At 45.8% G+C, this 20,383-nt stretch carries 21 protein-coding genes and 2 tRNA genes; 8 read left to right on the top strand and 15 right to left on the bottom strand.

What is annotated here, in order from left to right:
* Positions 1-78 precede the first annotated feature (78 nt).
* Positions 79-429, top strand: coding sequence for a Grx4 family monothiol glutaredoxin (locus ACXAH6_RS05250; RefSeq protein WP_474875591.1), 351 nt, complete (start codon positions 79-81; stop codon positions 427-429).
* A gap of 73 nt (positions 430-502) precedes the next feature.
* Here the strand turns inward: ACXAH6_RS05250 and ACXAH6_RS05245 are convergent, their stop codons facing one another.
* Both ACXAH6_RS05245 and rnt read right to left on the bottom strand, forming a co-directional pair.
* On the bottom strand, positions 503-697 hold the full coding sequence (locus ACXAH6_RS05245; RefSeq protein ID WP_474875590.1) for a bacterioferritin-associated ferredoxin: 195 nt from the start codon (positions 695-697) through the stop codon (positions 503-505).
* A 147-nt stretch (positions 698-844) separates the two neighbouring features.
* Positions 845-1,516: a ribonuclease T gene (gene rnt / locus ACXAH6_RS05240; RefSeq protein ID WP_474875589.1), complete on the bottom strand. Its 672-nt coding sequence runs from the start codon at positions 1,514-1,516 to the stop codon at positions 845-847.
* 168 nt (positions 1,517-1,684) lie between these two features.
* Between rnt and ACXAH6_RS05235 the strand changes: the two genes are divergently transcribed.
* Positions 1,685-2,548 carry a flagellar protein MotY gene (locus ACXAH6_RS05235; protein ID WP_474875588.1) on the top strand — a complete coding sequence of 288 codons (864 nt, stop codon included), beginning with the start codon at positions 1,685-1,687 and terminating at the stop codon, positions 2,546-2,548.
* 65 nt (positions 2,549-2,613) lie between these two features.
* Here ACXAH6_RS05235 and glpQ read toward each other — a convergent pair whose 3' ends face one another.
* The 12 genes from glpQ to ACXAH6_RS05175 all read right to left on the bottom strand — a co-directional run bounded on the left by glpQ (position 2,614) and on the right by ACXAH6_RS05175 (position 11,794).
* A complete protein-coding gene (glpQ, locus tag ACXAH6_RS05230; RefSeq protein WP_474875587.1) occupies positions 2,614-3,603 on the bottom strand; it encodes a glycerophosphodiester phosphodiesterase in 990 nt (329 codons plus the stop codon).
* A 38-nt stretch (positions 3,604-3,641) separates the two neighbouring features.
* Positions 3,642-4,028, bottom strand: coding sequence for a lactoylglutathione lyase (gene gloA / locus ACXAH6_RS05225; RefSeq protein ID WP_474875586.1), 387 nt, complete (start codon positions 4,026-4,028; stop codon positions 3,642-3,644).
* A 153-nt stretch (positions 4,029-4,181) separates the two neighbouring features.
* A complete protein-coding gene (locus tag ACXAH6_RS05220) occupies positions 4,182-4,673 on the bottom strand; it encodes a TIGR00645 family protein (RefSeq protein ID WP_474875815.1) in 492 nt (163 codons plus the stop codon).
* Between the two features lie 85 nt (positions 4,674-4,758).
* Complete coding sequence (gene nth / locus ACXAH6_RS05215) at positions 4,759-5,454, bottom strand: endonuclease III (RefSeq protein WP_474875585.1); 696 nt, start codon at positions 5,452-5,454, stop codon at positions 4,759-4,761.
* A gap of 13 nt (positions 5,455-5,467) precedes the next feature.
* Positions 5,468-6,166 carry an electron transport complex subunit E gene (locus ACXAH6_RS05210; RefSeq protein ID WP_474875584.1) on the bottom strand — a complete coding sequence of 233 codons (699 nt, stop codon included), beginning with the start codon at positions 6,164-6,166 and terminating at the stop codon, positions 5,468-5,470.
* 2 nt (positions 6,167-6,168) lie between these two features.
* A complete protein-coding gene (gene rsxG, locus ACXAH6_RS05205) occupies positions 6,169-6,813 on the bottom strand; it encodes an electron transport complex subunit RsxG (RefSeq protein ID WP_474875583.1) in 645 nt (214 codons plus the stop codon).
* Positions 6,814-6,818: 5 nt separating this feature from the next.
* The gene (gene rsxD, locus ACXAH6_RS05200) at positions 6,819-7,892 is read right to left on the bottom strand and encodes an electron transport complex subunit RsxD (protein WP_474875582.1); all 1,074 of its coding nucleotides are present in this window, start codon (positions 7,890-7,892) and stop codon (positions 6,819-6,821) included.
* Positions 7,893-10,157, bottom strand: coding sequence for an electron transport complex subunit RsxC (gene rsxC, locus ACXAH6_RS05195; protein ID WP_474875814.1), 2,265 nt, complete (start codon positions 10,155-10,157; stop codon positions 7,893-7,895). It abuts the gene before it with no gap.
* Between the two features lie 6 nt (positions 10,158-10,163).
* Complete coding sequence (rsxB, locus tag ACXAH6_RS05190; protein WP_474875581.1) at positions 10,164-10,733, bottom strand: electron transport complex subunit RsxB; 570 nt, start codon at positions 10,731-10,733, stop codon at positions 10,164-10,166.
* On the bottom strand, positions 10,733-11,314 hold the full coding sequence (gene rsxA / locus ACXAH6_RS05185) for an electron transport complex subunit RsxA (protein WP_474875580.1): 582 nt from the start codon (positions 11,312-11,314) through the stop codon (positions 10,733-10,735). Before rsxA ends, rsxB begins: the two co-directional genes overlap by 1 nt.
* A gap of 301 nt (positions 11,315-11,615) precedes the next feature.
* A tRNA-Asn gene (locus ACXAH6_RS05180) sits at positions 11,616-11,692 on the bottom strand.
* Positions 11,693-11,717: 25 nt separating this feature from the next.
* Positions 11,718-11,794 (bottom strand) — tRNA-Asn (locus ACXAH6_RS05175).
* 1,099 nt (positions 11,795-12,893) lie between these two features.
* Between ACXAH6_RS05175 and ACXAH6_RS05170 the strand changes: the two genes are divergently transcribed.
* The 3 genes from ACXAH6_RS05170 to ACXAH6_RS05160 all read left to right on the top strand — a co-directional run bounded on the left by ACXAH6_RS05170 (position 12,894) and on the right by ACXAH6_RS05160 (position 17,302).
* On the top strand, positions 12,894-14,204 hold the full coding sequence (locus ACXAH6_RS05170; RefSeq protein ID WP_474875813.1) for an MATE family efflux transporter: 1,311 nt from the start codon (positions 12,894-12,896) through the stop codon (positions 14,202-14,204).
* A complete protein-coding gene (gene uvrB / locus ACXAH6_RS05165) occupies positions 14,197-16,212 on the top strand; it encodes an excinuclease ABC subunit UvrB (RefSeq protein ID WP_474875579.1) in 2,016 nt (671 codons plus the stop codon). Before ACXAH6_RS05170 ends, uvrB begins: the two co-directional genes overlap by 8 nt.
* A gap of 154 nt (positions 16,213-16,366) precedes the next feature.
* Positions 16,367-17,302 (top strand): LysR family transcriptional regulator, encoded by a 936-nt coding sequence (locus ACXAH6_RS05160; RefSeq protein ID WP_474875578.1) that lies wholly within the window; start codon positions 16,367-16,369, stop codon positions 17,300-17,302.
* Positions 17,303-17,384: 82 nt separating this feature from the next.
* On the opposite strand, the gene queC is transcribed toward ACXAH6_RS05160, so the two are convergent.
* Positions 17,385-18,041 (bottom strand): 7-cyano-7-deazaguanine synthase QueC, encoded by a 657-nt coding sequence (gene queC, locus ACXAH6_RS05155; protein WP_474875577.1) that lies wholly within the window; start codon positions 18,039-18,041, stop codon positions 17,385-17,387.
* Positions 18,042-18,124: 83 nt separating this feature from the next.
* Here queC and queE point away from each other — a divergent pair, with 83 nt between their 5' ends.
* From queE to ACXAH6_RS05140, 3 genes are read left to right on the top strand one after another with little or no spacing between them, the layout of a single operon-like run.
* Positions 18,125-18,805, top strand: a complete 681-nt coding sequence (gene queE, locus ACXAH6_RS05150) for a 7-carboxy-7-deazaguanine synthase QueE (RefSeq protein WP_474875576.1) — start codon at positions 18,125-18,127, stop codon at positions 18,803-18,805.
* 1 nt (position 18,806) lies between these two features.
* On the top strand, positions 18,807-19,265 hold the full coding sequence (locus tag ACXAH6_RS05145; protein WP_474875575.1) for a hypothetical protein: 459 nt from the start codon (positions 18,807-18,809) through the stop codon (positions 19,263-19,265).
* Positions 19,237-20,115 carry an amino acid ABC transporter substrate-binding protein gene (locus ACXAH6_RS05140; RefSeq protein ID WP_474875574.1) on the top strand — a complete coding sequence of 293 codons (879 nt, stop codon included), beginning with the start codon at positions 19,237-19,239 and terminating at the stop codon, positions 20,113-20,115. The genes ACXAH6_RS05145 and ACXAH6_RS05140 overlap by 29 nt, the downstream gene beginning before the upstream one ends.
* Positions 20,116-20,383 lie beyond the last annotated feature (268 nt).

The raw sequence follows: 20,383 nt of genomic DNA, 5'->3' as shown, positions 1-20,383 counted from the left end.
TGAAATGTATTCGGGGATTGATTTTGACAATGAATCCCCCATATCTTTGCCTAATACAGATTTTTGAGCGAGGCCCAAATGGACGCAAACAGCGAACAAAGCACAGTAGATAGAATTAAACAGCAGATTGGAGAGAACCCCATTCTGTTATATATGAAAGGCTCTCCAAAGCTACCTAGCTGTGGCTTCTCAGCACAAGCCGTACAGGCGCTTATGTCATGTGGTGAAGCATTCGCTTACGTCGATATTTTGCAAAACCCTGATATCCGTGCGGAGCTACCTAAGTATGCTAATTGGCCGACATTTCCACAGTTGTGGGTAGAAGGTGAGTTGGTTGGTGGATGCGATATCATCCTTGAAATGTTCCAACAAGGCGAGCTTCAGCCCTTGATCAAAGAGACAGCGGCAAAGCATAAAACGGAAGAGTAAACCTTCTTAAACGAAAAAACCCTGAATGTTATTCAGGGTTTTTTTATATCTGTTTACTATGGTTTAGCGCAAATTAGCCTACGTCTTTAAACAACGACTCATCGATAATAGTGGAATCGATAATTTGCTGAGCCATTTGGATGCATTTACCGCATTGAGCGCCAACAGACAAATGCTGACGCAGTTCACGCATATTGCCTACGCCTTCAGCTTCAACCGCTCGTTTAATTTGTTTGTCTGTTATGCCGTAACACATGCACACGTACATCAGAAGACTCCAAGTAATTCTGCAAATGATAATAATTACTATTCGGTCTTAATGCAAGTTTATTGTTCAATTTTTACTATTTTATTGATCGTAAAACTCGATTAACCCAATCGACGATTTTGGTGTTAACGGCGGGCGAAACAGGGGTTATGACGATGTATTGCCTTCATCGTTTTCAATCAGAGGCCAGCCACCGAGCGACTGATATCGGTTGACGATGTAGCAGAACAGTTCTGCGGTTTTTTGCGCATCGTAAAGTGCTGAATGTGCTTCGTTCTGATCAAAGCTAATTCCTGCCGCTCGACACGCTTTCACCAGTACGGTTTGTCCTAATGCTAACCCTGCAAGGGTGGTGGTATCAAAGGACACAAAAGGATGAAAAGGCGTGCGTTTGATACTGCTGCGCTCAATTGCCGCATTTACAAAGCTCTGATCAAAGGTCGCATTGTGCGCCACAATCACAGAGCGCTGACAGTCTTGGTCCTTTTGGGCTTTGCGAATACCTTTGCATAGCGACTTCATTGCTTCAGACTCTTCAATTGCCCCGCGCAATGCACAATGAGGGTCGATCCCGTTAAATTCGAGAGCGGCTGGTTCTAAGTTAGCCCCTTCAAATGGATTAACGTGGTAATGGAAAGTGTCAGCAGGGTGTAGTACGCCGTTGTCATCCATACTTACTGTAACAGCAGCAATTTCAAGTAGGGCGTCAGTGTGGGCATTGAACCCCGCAGTTTCAACATCGATAATCACTGGGAAATAACCGCGAAAGCGTTGATTAAGCTTATTTGACTGAGCTGACATAACTGCCTTATTAAACATGAATGAGTGTACGCCTGAAAAGGCAGACTAAAAACCGTGATTATCGCAACATTAGACAGTAGTATCTACCTTTGACTAAACTTTTACGCGTAAGTGACGATACTTAAGTCAGGCATGACAAAATTGTTTTTTAAACTGAGTCATTTTAATTATTGTAGGGCGCAGTCCATGTTCAAACCTTTACTACTTTCACTACTGTTGGTAAGTGCGTATTCCCAAGCGGCAATGCGTCAATATACCTCGACTGTTGAAAATTCTGAATGGATGCTGCAACAAGGCTCTCGATTGCAATGTACCTTGACGCACCCTGTGCCAGGGTATGGCAAAGCCAATTTTACCAGTGTGGCTTCTAAGCAGCTCAATATGGAATTTGACCTGCAAATGAAACTATTGCCTAAAAACTTTGGTATGGCGGCCGTGTATTCGGTCCCGCCGCGCTGGATGCCGGGCCGACAACGTCATGAAATAGCTCAAATGACTATCCGCAAACAGTATGATGGCGATTTGCCTGAACAGGCGGCATGGACAATGTTGTCTGAATTAGAAAAAGGATATTGGCCGACGATTTACTATCAAGACTGGTATAACCAAAATGACAAAGTGGCAGTGGCGCTGAATGCCAGCAATTTTGCTCCAGCCTATCAAACGTTTGTCGATTGCGTGTCTAATTTATTGCCGTATAGTTTTGACGATATTGCTTATACCGTATTGAGTTACGAATCGAACTCTGTCGAACTGACAAAGTATTCTGAGAAGCGATTGCAAATGATTGGCGAGTATCTGAAAGAAGATGCAGCGTTAGAGCTGGTGTTATTAGACGGTTACACCGACAGCTACGGCGGGCGCTGGAATAACGAACAGTTGTCGATTCGCCGTGCGAATGAAATTAAAACCTATTTTACCAATCTTGGGGTTGCGTCAGACAGAATAGAAGTGACGGGGCATGGTGAAAAACGCCATATTGCGCCAAACGCGACCAGTCGTGACAGAGCCACGAACCGCCGTGTCGTGGTGAGGTTGTCAAAACCTTAAATTTGCTCATAAAAACAATAAACAAAGGGCCGATATTGTATCGGCCCTTTGTTTTTTAATATTGTTTACTGCTTGTTGAGCAAGGCTTTTACTGGAGGTACTTGGTCAGTAAATACGCCATTCACATGCCACTGGTTTTTCAGAATGCTGAGCACTTGTTCGGCTTGTAAACCTGGTGGTAATGCGTCCATTCGAAACGTGTATGGATGAACGGCTAAGCCCGCTTTTTGTGCCGCTTTTACCCAATCAGCCAAAACAAATGGCGTATCAGCATTGGGGTCTGACATTTGGCCCAACCACGGCCCAATTCCCTGCGCCACTTCTGCTATGGTTTGCATTCCTTGCGCCGTTTTTAACTGGTCGTAATCGGTCGGTGATTCATGCCAACTGTTTTCGGCCAATAGTTGTATCAGTTTTACTTTTGCACCCAATTCGTTTCGCAGGCGACGCAGTTCTTCAAAATCAAAGCATTGTACGTAAATATTGGCCTCGGCACTGTCGAGGTGATAGTGACGCAGAATCGCGAGCACAATTTTACTGATATCTTTACCTTCCTGTCGGTGAAATGCCGGCGACTTTATTTCTGGGTAGTAGCCAATGTCACGCCCTGTAAGCCGGTTGAGCTCAGCAATGGTTTCGATATGCTCGCTCAGCGTAGCAATAGTGAAATGACCATTGCCATGATACCGGTTCGGGAAAACCATCGAACCGTCGGCGTTTTCACGTTCATGAACACGCAGGGTTTTAAGTTCGGCTAAGGTAAAATCAATGGCGTAATAACGTCCATCCTCACGATGACGATTCGGGAACACCTGTTCCACATTTGTTACGGTTTCTAAATGTATATCGTGTAAAACAACCGCTTGATCATCTTTCGTGATCACCACGTCTTGTTCGATAAAATCTGGTTGTTGCGCATGGGCAAGCGAAGCGGCCTCAAGCGTGTGTTCTGGCAGGTAACCGGAGGCGCCACGGTGGGCGATCAGGGTGAAAGGGTCTGCTTGTATAGCGAAACTAGCTAAGCAGGTAAAAGTTGCAATTAATGTTGTTTTCATAGCGCAATTCCGTTTTGCCTTTCACCCTATTGTCAGGTTTAGGCTTTTTCTTCGATTAATTCAATAGCGTAACCATCGGGGTCACGCACAAATGCGATGACCGTAGAACCCCCTTTTACTGGCCCCGGTTTGCGATACACATCAGCGCCTTTTTGCTCAAGGTTTTCGCAAAAGGTATAAATGTCGTCTACCGCAAACGCTACGTGACCATAGGCGTTGCCTTTGTCATAGTCGTTTTCACCCCAGTTGTAGGTTAACTCAATGACGGCTTGTTCTGATTCGGGCCCATAGCCGACAAACGCGAGGGTGTATTCGTATTCGGTATTTTCACTTTGACGTAGCAATTGCATACCCATTACTTGAGTATAAAAGTGCAATGATGCGTCTAAGTCTTTGACGCGAAGCATGGTATGTAACATTCTCATTATCATATTCCTTAAAGCAACACGCCGTAGTGAAGACTACGGCGTGGATAAGACATTTCGATGACAGCTTGGATTAGCATTTCACTCATATTTTAAGTGGTGACGTGCAAAGCCTCTAGGCCAGTTATCGAGTATATACGTTGCTGGTGGTGATCAGTGTTTACGCGTGGCTTTGTCTAACATGCCCATTGCGGCGGCAGAAATCACAAAGGTAAGGTGTATGACGACGTACCAAAGCAGTTTGTCATTGTCTATTTTACTTGCATTCATAAACACTTTAAGCAAGTGAATAGAGGAAATTGCAACAATAGACGCGGCCACTTTACTTTTCAATGAGGCGGTATCAAGCGTACCTAGCCATGAGAGCTTTTCTGTGTCTTCAGATAGGTCGATACGCGAGACAAAGTTTTCATAACTAGTGAACATCACCATCACAATAAGCCCGGACACCAACGCAATATCGATCAGCGACAATACCACTAAGACAATATCGGTTTCGCCAATTTCAAATACATGGGGAAGAAGGTGAAAGATTTCCTGAAAAAATTTTATACCCAAGGCGATAAGCGCTAGGCTTAAGCCGAAATAAATCGGCGCGAGTAGCCAGCGGGAGGCGTACATCACGCGTTCTATAATAGATTCCAGTTTCATGTAGTAAAGTCCATGTGAAATGTGGGTTTAGGAACGATGGAATAGCGCGTTATTCAAAAGAATCATAGCGTTGATATGGCTAACGCTTTGCCGCTTTTTTCTGTTTTTTCTCTTGCTCTTTGAGCACTTCATTAATAAAACTGCGGCGTCCGAATTGGCGCGTAATGATACATTTTTCTAATGAAAACCCTCGAGCTGGGCAATATTCGCGACCATAATAAATAATTTGTAAGTGCAAATCGTTCCATTTTTCTCGTGGGAATAAGCGCTTTGCGTCACGTTCGGTCTGTTCAACACTTTTGCCATTGGATAGCCCCCAACGGTACATCAGTCGATGAATGTGAGTATCGACAGGAAACGCTGGCACGCCAAACGCTTGAGACATGACCACTGAGGCGGTTTTGTGCCCAACACCCGGCATGGCTTCTAACGCGGCGAAATCTTGTGGAACCTGACCATTGTGTTGCTTGATGATCATATCTGACAAGTGCCAGATGCCTTTAGATTTCATTGGCGATAAGCCACAAGGCTTAATAATTTCTTTAATCTCTTCAATGCTCAACAACACCATATCGAAGGGGTTATCGGCGCGAGCAAAGAGTTTAGGCGTAATTTGGTTTACCCGTTCGTCGGTGCATTGAGCAGACAACAGCACCGCAACGAGCAAGGTGTAAGGGTCTTTGTGATCCAGTGGGATCGGCACTTCAGGATAAAGTTCATCGAGTATATTAACGATGGCTTCGACTTTTTCTTTTTTACTGATTGTTGTAGTCATCAGAATCGCTTTTTTATGAATCTGTGGTTACTCGGGCGCGAACAATGGTTTTAGCGTCGCTCGCGGATTCTGCACGTTGTGCCAGTTTAGTGTCAATACTATTTTTGATGGCGATGAGTAACCCCATCCCCAAAAACGCACCGGGGGGTAAAATGGCCAACAAGAATGGATTTTCGGTGGCAAATAGGGTGACCGTCATGTCGCTGGCCCAAGCACCGAGTAAGCGGTCTGCGCCTGAAAATAAGGTGCCGCTGCCGAGTACCTCTCGTACACCACCAAGCAATACCAATACTAGTGTGAACCCAACTCCCATAGCCAAGCCATCGAATGCACTCTGCGCGACGGGGTTTTTCGACGCGTAGGCTTCGGCGCGACCAATAATGGCACAGTTGGTCACTATCAAGGGGATGAAAATTCCTAAGGCGAGATACAGGTCGTAGGTGAAGGCATTCATCAACAATTGGACGATGGTAACAAAAGCCGCGATGATCATAACAAATACGGGTATGCGAATTTCATTGGTCACCACGTTTCGGATTAATGACACGGTAATGTTCGCACCTATTAATACCAAGGTGGTGGCAATCCCTAACCCCAATCCATTAATAAAACTGGTGGTTACTGCTAATAACGGGCATAAACCCAGTAACTGTACAAGGGCAGGGTTGTTTTTCCATAACCCTTCGAGTGTGAGTTGTTGATATTCACTCATGCTTATTCCTCGCTCTCTGCAAGCCCAGAGCACTGGGAAGGTCTATCAAACAGCGTTTGTTGATGGGTAATCACATAGCTGAGGGTAGACGCAACACTGCCGACCACTGCACGAGGCGTGATGGTGGCGCCGGTAAATTGGTCGAACTGCCCCCCGTCTTTCTTCACCTGCCATTGCGATTGACTGTCTTGCGTAAAATGTTTGTTGGTAAATGACAATACCCAGTCACTCACTGCCAAATCAACTTTATCGCCTAACCCTGGTGTTTCTTTGTGATCAAGTACGCGTACACCCAGCACATTGCCTTGTGTATCTACGCCAATAATAGAATGGATGTCTCCACTGTAACCGTTAGGCGCAGTCGACTCAATGGCAAGCGCCGTCGGTGTATTGTTGCTGCGTGCGCGGTACACCCGTTGCATGACCTTTTCACCTTGAATGGGGTCGGGAATTTCAATGCAGTCTTCTAGCAAAACATTGTCGTATAACGCGGGGGGGATCACCTCATTGAGGGTTTGTTTTAACTTTAAGGCTTGTTGAGCGGCAATCCTGTCTTTGGTCAGAATATGAGTCACCCCAATCAAAGACGTTGTCGCCAGCGCAAAAGCAGCCAGTAAGGCCCCGTTTTTACCAATTGATTGAAACATGTTTTTTACCCCTGTCTCTTATGGCCGTAAGTACGGGGTTGGGTGTAGTAGTCAATAAGTGGCACCGCCATATTGATAATTAACACTGCAAAAGCGATGGCATCAGGGTAACCACCAAAGGTGCGAATAATAACAACCCAAAAACCAATGAGTGCCCCGTACCAAAGGCGACCTTTCGGAGTGGTTGAAGCTGAAACCGGGTCGGTGGCGATAAAAAACGCGCCAATCATTATGCTGCCGTTAAGCAAGTGGAAAAGTGGTGAGGCGTAATGATCCGCATCAATCAAGTGAAGTACTAGAGCGACTACGACGGCTGACAATAACAAGCTACCTGGTATACGCCAGTTGATTACCTTTGTGCCAATCAGGAACAGGCCACCCAGTAAATACGCTAAACTGACCCAAAGGAAGCCTGCGCCACCACTGGCAAGCCAACTACTGGTAAACTGCGAACTTTGCAATGCTTCTGTATAGGTTGTCCCTTGGGTCAATGCCGTTTTTACATGGTCTAACGGTGTTGCCATGGTAAAGCCATCGACAGCGGATTTTAATTGAGTAATGTCGTAACCGGATGTTGAATAATTGGTGAAAATCATCGACAGCGCATCCATCGCAGACAGGCTATACTGAGCCAAACCTGCGGGGGGTAACCACATTGTCATGGCCGCCGGAAAAGACACCAACAGCATGACATAGGCAGCCATAGCAGGGTTGAATAAATTGAACCCTAAACCGCCGTATAATTGTTTAACCATGCCAATGGCGAATACTGTGCCTAATACTGTCATCCACCAAGGTAAGAACGGCGGTATGCTAACGCCAATTAATAATGCAGTTACGATGGCACTGTAGTCACTGAGGGCGCGTTCGACGTTTTTCTTGCGCAAGGCAAGAATGACAGTTTCGGTGGCTAATGCAGTGATGGTTGCTAGGGCGCATTGCACGAGTACGCCCCAGCCAAAAAATAACCACTGGGTAATGATGCCCGGAATCATCGCATAAATAACCAAACGCATAACTTGACCGGTGTCGCGTTTAACACGTTGATGCGGGGAACTGGATAGACTCAGTGAAACCATCTATGAATTCTCTTCGTTGTTTTCGCGTGCCAATTTCTTCGCTTTGGCTTTTGCCACAGCCGCTGCAATGCGGGCTTTCTTTTTCGCTTCTGCGTCGTCTTCAACTGTTGCTGATGGGGCGCTTGCCGCGTCATGACTTTCAGCCTCAGGCTTGTCATTCTGTAACGCTTCGCCTTCTGCTTTTGGTGCATCAGGCTTCTCTGCTTGTTGCGCAGCTTTCTTGGCTTTGGCTCTTGCTACCGCAGCGGCAATGCGGGCTTTCTTTTTAGCCTCTGCATCGTCTTCCGCGGACGTTGATGGCGCGCTGACAGTGTCATTGCTGTTGGTGTCTGGGTTGTCAGTTTTTTCCGCTTTATCTTCCGTGACAGACGAATCTGACTGCGCGGCTTGTTGAGCCGCTTTTTTGGCCTTGGCTCTTGCTACCGCAGCAGCGACTCGAGCTTTCTTTTTAGCCTCAGCGTCGTCACCAACTTCTTCATTCTCGGATTGCTCCAGAACGGGGGCAGACTCAAGCGCACTCGCTTGTTGTTGGGCGGCTTTCTTGGCTTTTGCTCTAGCAATAGCGGCCGCTACACGAGCCTTGTTGTCGTTACCTTCATCGGCAGCTTTGACCGGTGCTGGTTCGGTTTTTTCAGGTGTGTTGTCGGGTGAATTTGTACTCGCAGCGAGCTGGGCTTTTTTCGCCTTGGCGCGTGCCAGTGCTGCCGCCACCTTGTCTTTAGGGGCTACATCATTCGTTTGCTCGACTGCAGGCGCACTGGCTGAAGTCGCTTTTTTCACTGCTGACGCACTACGCGCTTCTTTTGCTTTGCGATGTTTTTCTTCTCGAGCTTGTTTTTCTTTTTCAAGTCGTTCTTTTCGTGCCTCAAAACGCGCTTTGGCTTTTTCTGCTTTGTTCTTTTCATCGCGCTGTATTTTTATTTCCGCTTTGGCTTGGCGATAGTAATGCACCAAAGGAATTTCACTCGGGCACACATAAGCGCAAGCTCCGCACTCTATGCAGTCGAATAAGTTGTAGTCTTCGGCTTTATCGAGCTCTTTAGCTTTGGCATGCCAGAACATCTGTTGCGGCAACAAACTCACGGGACAAGCATCGGCGCAGGCACTACAACGGATACACGGCCGTTCATTGTCGCCATCAGCCAGTTCTTTCTTGCCGGGCGCCAGTAAGCAGTTAGTGGTTTTTACCACAGGTACTTGCATGGTGCTTAAGCTAAAGCCCATCATGGGGCCACCCATTACAATGCGTGGTTGATACTGCTTTTTAGGCAAATATTCTGCGATCGATAACGGGTGAGACACGGGCGTACCTAACAACACCCATGCATTCATAGGTGTTTTAACGGCTTCACCAGTAATAGTAACCACGCGTTGGATCAGAGGCTTACCGTGAAAAATAGCGTCAGCAATCGCATAACAGGTGCCAACGTTAAACATCAACACTCCCACATCAGCGGGAAGCGCATTTCTCGGTACTTCACGGTTAGTGAGTACTTGAATTAATTGCTTCTCGCCACCGGTAGGATACTTGGTCGGTACACACACCACTTTAATGCGGTCGTTACCCTGACAAGCAATACGCATGGCCTCTAAGGCCCGAGGCTTGTTGTCTTCAATTGCCACTATCACGCATTTTGGGGTTACCAAGTGCGTCAACACATCAATGCCTTGACGAATTTGCCAAGCGTGTTCCCGCATCAAACGATCATCAGAGGTAATATAGGGTTCGCATTCCACCCCGTTGATAATTAAAAACTCTACATCAACGCGGGCATTGGTTTTTATGTGAGTAGGGAAGCCCGCGCCACCCATACCACTGATGCCTGCATCGCAAATCGCCTCGATGACCTTTGTTTTATCTTGAGTTTGGTAATCGGTAAGCGGTGATAGCTCAGTCCATTGCTCTAGGCCATCGGGGGTAAGCTCAATCATTATTTCAGGCAAGCCGCTCGGGTGCGCTGATACGTGTTCTTTAATTGCCGTAATTTCGCCTGAAGTAACGGCATGTACGGGAACGGCAAACGGGTGGCTACTGCGCGTGAGCGGTTGCCCTTTCAGCACTTTATCGCCAACGGCAACAAGCGTATGGCCTTCTACGCCAATGTGTTGCTTAACGGGGATGTAACATTTGTCTGGCAGCGGAATCGTTTGAATGGGCGATTCACTTGCTAGGGCTTTCTTGTCATCAGGATGAACGCCACCGGGGAAGTCCCATAGCTTGCCGTTTTCCAGATGTTGCGTGATGGTTTCAAAATCAGGGTACATCATTAATTAAGACACCATTTTAATCGGGATATCGCCAGAACGGGATTGCTCAAAATTCCATTTCCACGAGGCCGTAGTCGTGGCAATAGGCACCATGTCGATACAGTCAACGGGGCAGGGGTCAACACATAAGTCGCAGCCAGTACACTCGTCTATCATCACAGTGTGCATGTGCTTCGTTGCACCAACGATGGCGTCAACAGGGCAGGCTTGTATACACTTGGTGCATCCAATGCATTCATCTTCGCGAATGTAAGCAACGCGTTTAACGTCTTCTTCGCCGTGAGCCGCATCCAGAGGCTTAGCCTCTACGCCCATCATGTCGGCCAGCTTTTTGATTGTTGCTTCACCACCTGGCGGGCATTTGTTTATTTCATCGCCGTCGGCAATTGCTTCGGCGTAAGGTCGACAACCGGGATAGCCACATTGACCACATTGGGTTTGAGGTAGTACGGCATCAATTTGGTCTACGAGTGGGTCGCCTTCAACGTGAAAGCGAATGGCGGCATACCCAAGGGCTAAGCCGAAGATCAATGCTAACAGGCCAATGGCGATCATTGCGAAAGTGACAGTCATTACACTTTCACCAAGCCAGTAAAGCCGAGGAAGGCAAGTGACATTAATCCCGCTGTGATCATGGCAATCGATGCACCTTTAAACGGAGCGGGTACGTCTGCCGCTGCAAGGCGTTCACGCATAGCGGCAAAAAGAATCATTGCGAGAGAAAAGCCCACAGCGGCACCAAAGCCGTAAATGATACTTTCTACTAAAGAGTGTTGCTCTGTAATATTCAGCAAAGCGACACCTAACACAGCGCAATTGGTAGTGATTAGCGGTAAGAAAATACCTAGCAAACGGTATAAGGTCGGGCTGGTTTTGTGCACAACCATTTCAGTAAACTGCACAACAACGGCGATAACCAATATAAACGACAGGGTGCGCAAAAACTCAATGCCTAGTGGGGCGAGAATGTAGGTTTCAACCAAGTAGCTAGACACAGAGGCGAGTGTCAGTACAAAGGTTGTTGCCATAGACATACCCATAGCTGTTTCGAGTTTGCTCGATACACCCATAAAAGGGCATAGCCCTAAAAATTTTACTAATACAAAGTTGTTGACCAATACAGTACCAACCAACAACAGCAAAAAATCAGTCATCAGGTTCTATTAAATTCGTTTATTCGTTTGAATATTTGCGTTTGCTATATAGATTCCAGCCAGTATACCACAAGCAGAATTGGCAATAGTGACTCGACCCTATAAACGTTGGCACTGGTCGTAAAGGATCAAAGCCGTTGTTTAAGAGAGAATTAAGGGCTGTATTATCGCTTATTTCTAATTGAATTCATACTGTGTTTTCGGCAGCAGGATAGGCCACACGAAGCGGTAAATCACGTGATCACGGATTGATATATAAATAATGGAATTAGGTCGTACGGATGTACTAGAAAAGGAAAGGTGGCTCCCCCTCCCCGATTTGAACGGGGGACCTGCGGATTAACAGTCCGTCGCTCTAACCAACTGAGCTAAGGGGGAATCGATTTTTCACCTTGCTGAAAAGTGGCTCCCCCTCCCCGATTTGAACGGGGGACCTGCGGATTAACAGTCCGTCGCTCTAACCAACTGAGCTAAGGGGGACCTGTCTTTTCAACGGGGCGAGATATTAATGACGTCCTTCGTTGCTGTCAACAAACTTTCTAAAATTTTTGTATCGTTTGCTGAAAAAATAGCTAATTTGTCGTTTTCGGCTAAAAACTAGGCTGAAAACGGCGTTTTTTACACTTTTTATTGTAGAAATATTGCTCTGGTGACCATTCTAATAGTCTGAGTGTTCAATACACTTATAACCAGATTGATAAGAAACCTAAAAACAAATAAATGGTTATAAGCATATAATTAAAGTGATTTAGAAAGTGCTTGAATACTGTATACCTATCCATGTTTTAATAAAAGTGTAACCTTAATACTTAACTCAAGAGGTTAGTCATCACTTACCTAAGTATTGGTTGATCGGTCTTAACTTCCCGTGTTTTCTGGCTCTTTGACACTTATCCACGGAAACTGTGGATAAGTGTGTTAATAGAATTGTGATGATGGGGTTCACTAACCCGACAGTGTTGTCAATACGGCTGGTTAAATAAGTTGAATTAAAGAAAAATGTATTTTAAATCATTGTTTTATATTTTTGTTTAACGTGAAGCTCCGATTTTTGTTATTTTCAGTTAGACAAAAAAATACGGCTGTGATAGCACCAAAATTTTGTGAATTACTTAGGGTGTTAACGGTGGTTTAACATGGTTTTATCATTTGTTTTTCTTTTCAGGCAGAAGCAAATAAAAATTTATCATACAAAAAAAGCCTGATTTTGCGTCATCAAGAGTGTCAAAAAAGCGCGGCATGTCATTTGTTTGTCACTCTATCGTCATTTGTCTCTCATCTACTAGGTGAATTGTCGAAAATAAAGACAGTGTTTCGATAAAGAGAATATCGACTTAATAGAAATATTTATTTATTGAAAATAGACGGTTCGACACAAAATACGAGTTTGGCTATTTTAATGTACGTAGATTGTTCACTCATTTGTGCGAAAATAGCGAGCCTCACATTTATTAATGTATCGACGTAAACTGGCATACTGCTATTAAAGGATGCAAACCTTTTGAATAAGAAGATAAAAGTAAATCGACAGCAACAAGCCAACTTAACCGAAGGTGATATTGCCAGTACGCTCAAACGAATGACTATCCCAATGATCATGGGCATGATCATGATGATGAGCTTTGGCTTGGTAGATACCTTTTTTGTCAGTTTGCTGGGAACTGAGCAACTCGCGGCAATCAGTTTTACATTTCCAGTAACCTTTACCGTGATTAGCCTCAATATTGGGCTAGGTATAGGTACGTCGGCGATAGTCGCCAGACTCAGAGGGCAACAAAAGTTCGATGAAGCCAGAAGTATGGCTACGGGCGCACTTATGCTCTCAGCGATTTTGGTCGGCTTGTTGGCCGCACTGGGTTATCTATTCATCGCCCCTGTGTTTTCCGTAATGGGAGCGAGTGATGCATTGTTGGTGCCTATTACTCACTACATGCAGGTGTGGTATTTCTCCGCAGTATTTTTATCGGTCCCTATGGTAGGAAATAGTGTATTGCGAGCGTGTGGTGATACCAAAACGCCGAGTATTATTATGGCGACAGGCGGTGGAATAAACGCTTTGCTCGACCCTTTACTGATTTTTGGTTGGGGCCCTGTGCCCGCTTTAGGTATTCAAGGCGCGGCTTTAGCTACCTTAATTGCGTGGTTTATTTGTGTTATTTGGATTTTGCGCTTGCTTACCGGTACTCGTGAACTCATGCTTCCCCGTTTATTGTCTGGTGCCGAGCTAGCACAGCGAAGCCGTCAAATTTTGCAAATTGGATTGCCGGCAGCGGGGGCGAATATGTTAACGCCTATTGCGGGAGGCGTGATGACGGCGGTTGTGGCGACCTACGGCGCAGAGGCGGTTGCAGCGTGGGGCGTGGGAACCCGCCTAGAGTCGATCGCCTGTATCGTGATTCTGGCCATGTCGATGACACTGCCGCCCTTTATTAGTCAAAATAGCGGCGCCGGATTGATCGACCGAGTGAAGCAGTCGTATCTATTGTCTATTCGCTTCATTATTCTGTGGCAGGCAGTGATATTTTTCGTATTGTGGTTGTTAGCGGGCGTTATTGCTGACACTTTTGCCAAAGAGCCGGAAGTGGCAAAGTTGCTTACCTTGTTCCTGACTATAGTTCCGTTAGGGTATGGGCTGCAGGGCACTGTTATCTTGACCAACTCTTCGCTTAACGCATTGCATTTGCCAATGGCGGCCTTAATCCTCAGTGTATTGCGGTTGTTTGTGTTTTTCGTTCCCTTTGCAGTTGCGGGAAGTGTTTGGTTTGGCTTACACGGGTTGTATTGGGGCTGTGTAGTGGCAAATTTTGCGATGGCGTCGCTGTCTTTTATCTGGTTTAAGCGGGCGGTAGCACGCATAGACAATGAACAAGTAGAGAAAACGAATGACTAAAGGTTTTGAACTCGCCTCTTCTTATGCGCCTGCCGGTGATCAGCCCACGGCGATCGCTTCACTCGTGGAGGGGTTGGAGGATGGCCTGGCTTGCCAAACGTTACTTGGGGTAACCGGCTCGGGCAAAACCTTCACTATGGCGAATGTGATTGCCGAGGTACAACGACCCACGTTGATTCTTGCCCATAATAAAACCTTGGCAGCTCAGCTCTATGGGGAAATGAAAGAGTTTTTCCCCAATAACGCCGTAGAGTATTTTGTGTCTTACTACGATTATTATCAGCCGGAGGCCTATGTGCCGAGTACTGATACTTTTATTGAGAAAGACGCCTCGATCAATGATCATATTGAACAAATGCGTTTGTCGGCAACCAAAGCACTGATGGAGCGACGAGACGTTGTCATTGTTGCCAGTGTGTCTGCTATATACGGTCTTGGTGATCCAGAATCCTACATGAAAATGCTATTGCATTTGCGTCAAGGCGATACCATGGACCAGCGCGATATTTTGCGCCGTTTGGCTGAATTGCAGTATACCCGCAATGATATTGCTTTCGAACGCGGTACATTTCGAGTGCGTGGCGACGTTATTGATATTTTCCCTGCAGATTCTGAAAGAGAAGCGGTGCGGGTCGAGTTGTTTGACGATGAAATCGACAAGATCAGCATGTTTGACCCATTAACTGGGGCAGTGGAGAAGTCGGTGATCCGCGCTACTGTCTTTCCTAAAACGCATTATGTAACGCCACGGGAAAAAATACTCAATGCAGTAGAGCGCATTAAGGAAGAACTGGTTGAGCGAAAAGATCAGCTTAAATCGGTCAATAAGCTTATTGAAGAGCAGCGTATTTCCCAGCGCACACAGTTTGATATAGAAATGATGTTAGAACTAGGATATTGCTCGGGTATTGAAAACTACTCGCGCTATCTGTCTGGGCGCACACCCGGGGAGCCACCCCCAACGTTATTGGACTATTTCCCTGCTGACGGCTTACTGTTTATCGATGAGTCTCACGTCACTGTTTCTCAAGTTGGGGCAATGTACAAAGGGGATCGCTCAAGAAAAGAAACGCTGGTGGAGTTTGGCTTTCGTTTGCCATCGGCTCTCGACAACCGGCCACTGAAATTCGAAGAGTTTGAGCGTATTTCACCGCAAACCATCTATGTATCTGCAACCCCCGGTGATTATGAATTACAGAAATGCGAAGGCGATATTGTCGAGCAGGTAGTACGTCCCACGGGCTTACTTGACCCTGAAATTGAGGTGCGGCCTGTTGCCACGCAAGTCGATGACGTATTGTCTGAGATTCAGAAGCGCGTTGCGCTGGACGAACGGGTACTGATCACCACTCTGACTAAGCGCATGGCAGAAGATTTGAGTGAATACCTCAATGAACACGGCGTAAAGGTGCGTTACTTACACTCAGATATTGATACCGTTGAACGGATAGAGATTATTCGCGACTTGCGGATAGGTAAATTTGACGTGCTGGTCGGGATCAACCTATTACGTGAAGGCTTGGATATGCCAGAAGTGTCCTTGGTGGCTATTTTAGATGCAGACAAAGAAGGCTTCTTACGCGCTGAAAAGTCATTGATTCAAACCATTGGTCGCGCCGCTCGTCACATTAATGGCCGCGCTATTTTGTATGCCGATTCGATCACTAAATCGATGCGAAAGGCGATGGATGAAACGGCGCGTCGACGAGAGAAACAAATCGAACACAACAGGCTTAACAATAAAACACCGCAAAGTCTGGTGAAGCCAATTACCGATATAATGGATATAGGCAGTGATACCTATCCGCAATCTGGTAAAGTGAAGCTGCGAAAAGTCGCTGAGAAGAAACAACAAGAGAAAGCGGCGAGTGCTACGGATCTTATGGCCCGTATTGATGAGCTGGAAAAGGCCATGTTTGAATATGCACGGGAGTTGGAGTTTGAAAAAGCGGCCTCGGTGCGAGATGAAATTGAAACATTAAGAAAGCAGGTTGTTGCGTTGTCTTAGCACATGAGTGACCCAAAAATACAACCTTTGTTGCGTTTAACGCCCCATTTTATGGGGCTTTTTACTGTTAGCGACAATTAGTCGTTGTAATCGCTATGTGACTTGCCTATTATTGATTCGAGTATCAATAACTATACCTAAAACTGGTGCTACCATGTTGAACCGATTACAAGAGTCAGACATTAAGTTGCTCCGCGTGTTTTATGCGGTTGCGAGTTGTAATGGATTTACCGCTGCCGAACCTGTCTTGCGTATGCAAAGACCCAATATTTCCGCTGCTATCAAAAAGCTTGAGGAACGATTGGACCTGGTGTTATGTCACCGTGGGCGAGGTGGTTTTCAAATGACCAAGGAAGGGGAAGTGGTATTTCAGGAAACCAAACGTATTTTCAATGCGTTTGATAACTTTGTGTTTAACCTGAAATCTTTGCACGACGATTACTCTGGCCATATTACGCTGGTATTGATGACGGGCTTTCCGTTGTCACTGCAGTTGGCAGTGAGTAAAGCCGTAAAAAGCACCATGAAGAAGTTTGATGACATCCACGTGAATATTCAAACTCGTTTGTACAACGAAGTCGAGCACGTCGCCTTGTCGGGTGAGTGTCATTTGGTTGTTTCTACTTATGACATGGTGAAGCCGGAATCGGTGACCTTCCACCCAGTAGGCACAAGCTGTAAAGGGCGTTTATATTGTGCACCGAGTCATCCTTTAGCCAAATACAAAGATGTCGACGAGCTACCTTCTGATGTCAAAATTGAAGATTACCCCGCCATCGGTATATCGGGTTTGTCTTCAGCAAACTACATTGAAGATGATCGCCGCCTAGCTATTCAAACGTTTTCTGATTCATATGATGCCGCCATGTCGGCAATGATGACGGGTGAATACGTGGGGTTATTACCCGATTATATGGCAAAAGAACAAGGGGTGAGCTTAGGCTTAGTGCCTATTGCGAAAGGGTCATTGTTTAACTTTGATCACGAAATTTTTGTGATGAATGGTAAAAACACCCGATTAAATCCAGTATTACGCCATTGTATTCGCGAGCTGTCGTATTTTATTTCCGAAGCGATGAAAGACAAGTAATCTGATTGTGTTTAGGCAGATTGTGAGAGAAGGGCCTTAATCGGCCCTTTTTTGTTTTGTCAGGCTTGTATCAGGTTGTGCGTTATTCGTAATCGAGAGGGTCGGTAGCTTGGTTCTCGGTAAAGGCTTCTAAACGCTCCTGACAAGCGCCACATTGGCCACAGGCTTTTTCACGGCCGTTGTAACACGTCCAGGTTTTTCCGTAATCTAGCCCCATGGCTAAGCCATCAGTCAGAATTGCTGTTTTACTGACCTTTAAGTAGGGGGTAACAATTTCCACGGCTTCGTAGTTGGCAATGGCACAAACGTCATTCATTTTTTCTACGAATTCTGGACGACAATCGGGATAAATGGCGTGGTCGCCAGAATGCGCGCCGTAATACACTTTGGTAGCGCCTTCGCTTACCGCATAACCCACCGCAAGAGACAGTAAAATCATGTTGCGATTGGGCACAACGGTTTGTTTCATGCTTGGTTCTTCGTAATGGCCTTCTGGCACATCGATATCATCGGTAAGTGCAGAGCCGCCTACCAAGCTATTGATAGCAGAAATATCAACAATTTTATGAGGAATATCAATAGCATCACAAACGCGAGCGGCGTAATCCAATTCTTTTTTGTGGCGTTGTCCATAATTAAAAGACAACGCCATAGGCGCTTTGCCTTCGCGTAATGCTTTGTGAAGTACGGTGAATGAATCCATACCACCCGAGTAGATAACAATGACTTTTTCAGACATGAAGATCAAAAGTTGAGAAATGATGACTGAATTCTATGTGATCCTTGGTAAAATCCCAACAAGCAAAAAGATAAGGTGGTCCTTTGAGCGATCAAATACTGAAAATTAACGAATTATTCGAAACGATACAGGGTGAAGGCGTGCACACAGGCGTGCCGTCGATCTTTGTGCGTTTACAGGGCTGCCCCGTAGGCTGCCCTTGGTGTGATACCAAGCACACATGGGAAACTAAAGCTGAGATGGCGACCTCACCCGACGCGATAATTATGCAAACTGAGGAAACCGAGCATTACTTTATTTCTGACCCTGCGCAATTACTTGCTATATTTAAACAACAGGGATATTACGCCAAACATGTGGTGATCACGGGAGGGGAACCTTGTATGTATGATCTTGTCCCACTTACTAGGTTGTTGAAAGAGCAAGGCTTTACTAGTCAGATCGAAACCAGTGGCACCTTTGAAGTACAGTGTGAGCCCGACACATGGGTAACAGTGTCACCGAAAATAAACATGCGTGGTGGTTATGCGGTGTTGGAAAGTGCACTGCGGCGTGCCGATGAGGTTAAACACCCGATTGCAATGCAAAAGCATATTGATGAGCTCGATGCGCTACTAGCACCGCTTGGTGAAGACGTACCCAAGCACATTTGTTTGCAGCCCATTAGCCAACAACCTAGAGCAACGTCGTTAGCAATAGAAACCTGTATTCGTCGCAATTGGCGTCTATCATTACAAACACATAAGTACATAGGTATTGAATAACATGAAGGCAATCGAAGGTTGGCCTATCGCTGGAATCAGTGAGTGTGAAGCTGAACTCAGCGGGTTTTTGCATTTATTGGCTCAGCATGCCAGTGAGCACGATTGTGAAAAAATGGCTGATTGTTATCATTTACCCTCTATTTTCGTTGATGAAGACGATAAGCGCGTGTGTTATTCACGCGAAGAAATAGCTACCCACGTTGCTAGTTATTTGGTGCATCAAGCCGCTGGAAATGCAGGGACTTATATCCCGAATCTTACACAAGTAATGCCATTGTCGAAGGATACGTTCTTCGTACAGGTTAGCTGGATTTGGTTAGATGAAGCACATCATCCTGCCCGAGGCCGTTTGAGCTCGTTCACTATTCAACGAGGCGGGCGTTATGGGTTTGAAATTGTGGTTGCCGTAAACGATGAGGAGCAGGTCAAGGATGAGATGCAGCAGCGTAAGCAAGCTTAGTCTTTTAGTTGTACTTTGGTTTTGTTTGGTTGGGCAGTTACATGCTGCAGTATGGTCGATTACGTATCCTCGTCCGTTAGATGAAGACGATTTACGCCACGAATACCCCCTTGCGTTGTTAGAACTGGCATTGGATAAAACCGGTGTACGGTATTCGTTAATGCCCTCAGAACGCATTATGCTTCAGGGGAAAGCCGTTCGTTTGTTGAAAGAAAACCGCGAAATAAACGTGGTATGGACAATGACGGATATTCAGCGGGAAAAAGAACTACTACCTATTCGAATTCCTATTACTAAAGGGCTGATAGGGTGGCGTGTGTTTGCGATTAACGAGCAGGCAAAGCCGAAGTTTCAAGCGGTAAAAAATCTGTCCTCTCTACTTAAACTCGTCCCGTTACAAGGCGAGGAGTGGCCCGATACCAAAATATTACAAGCCAATGGTTTCAATGTGTTGTTGATCTCAGATTTTAACACTGGCTATCAGCAACTCGCTAATGGCATGGGAGATTTTTTCCCGCGTTCGGTCTCTGAGATTGAAGGGGAGCTTGCTAACCCAAAACTCGACTCATCCGTTGTACTAGAGCCTGATCTCGCGATACATTACACCAGTGCGATGTATTTCTTTGTGAACCGTGCAAACCCGACTATGGCACGATTGATTGAAACTGGGTTAATGCGCGCCATTGAGGATGGCTCTTTTGAAGCCTTATTTCGCACTAAACACCAAGGTATGTTAGACCAATTACAAATTGATAAAAGACGAGTGTTTAATTTAGATAACCCGCAGTTGCCAGAGGCGACACCGGTTGATGATACGCGCTTGTGGTACAACCCAGAAGCGAGTCAATAAGTTGGTATAAGCGCTTTTACATACACACAAAAAAAAACCACCGCTAGTGCGGTGGCAGATTGATGATAAACCCCTCTTTTTTCAGAGGGGTTTATTTTTTCTAGCAGCCGAAGGCTGCGATCGCGATATTTTTTATAGCAGCTTTATTGTTCGAGTGTTGGGTTCTTGAAGGGCAATAAGCGAGTTATGTACTAGATTAGCGAGGTTTCCGACCAGATTTGAGGTTTTTTTGGCTTATGCTGCCTTGGCTAAGGCCATTTTCTTCATA

The sequence above is a fragment of the Alteromonas sp. ABE4_545 genome (assembly GCF_056161325.1).
This window is presented reverse-complemented; position numbering and strand designations above follow the sequence as displayed.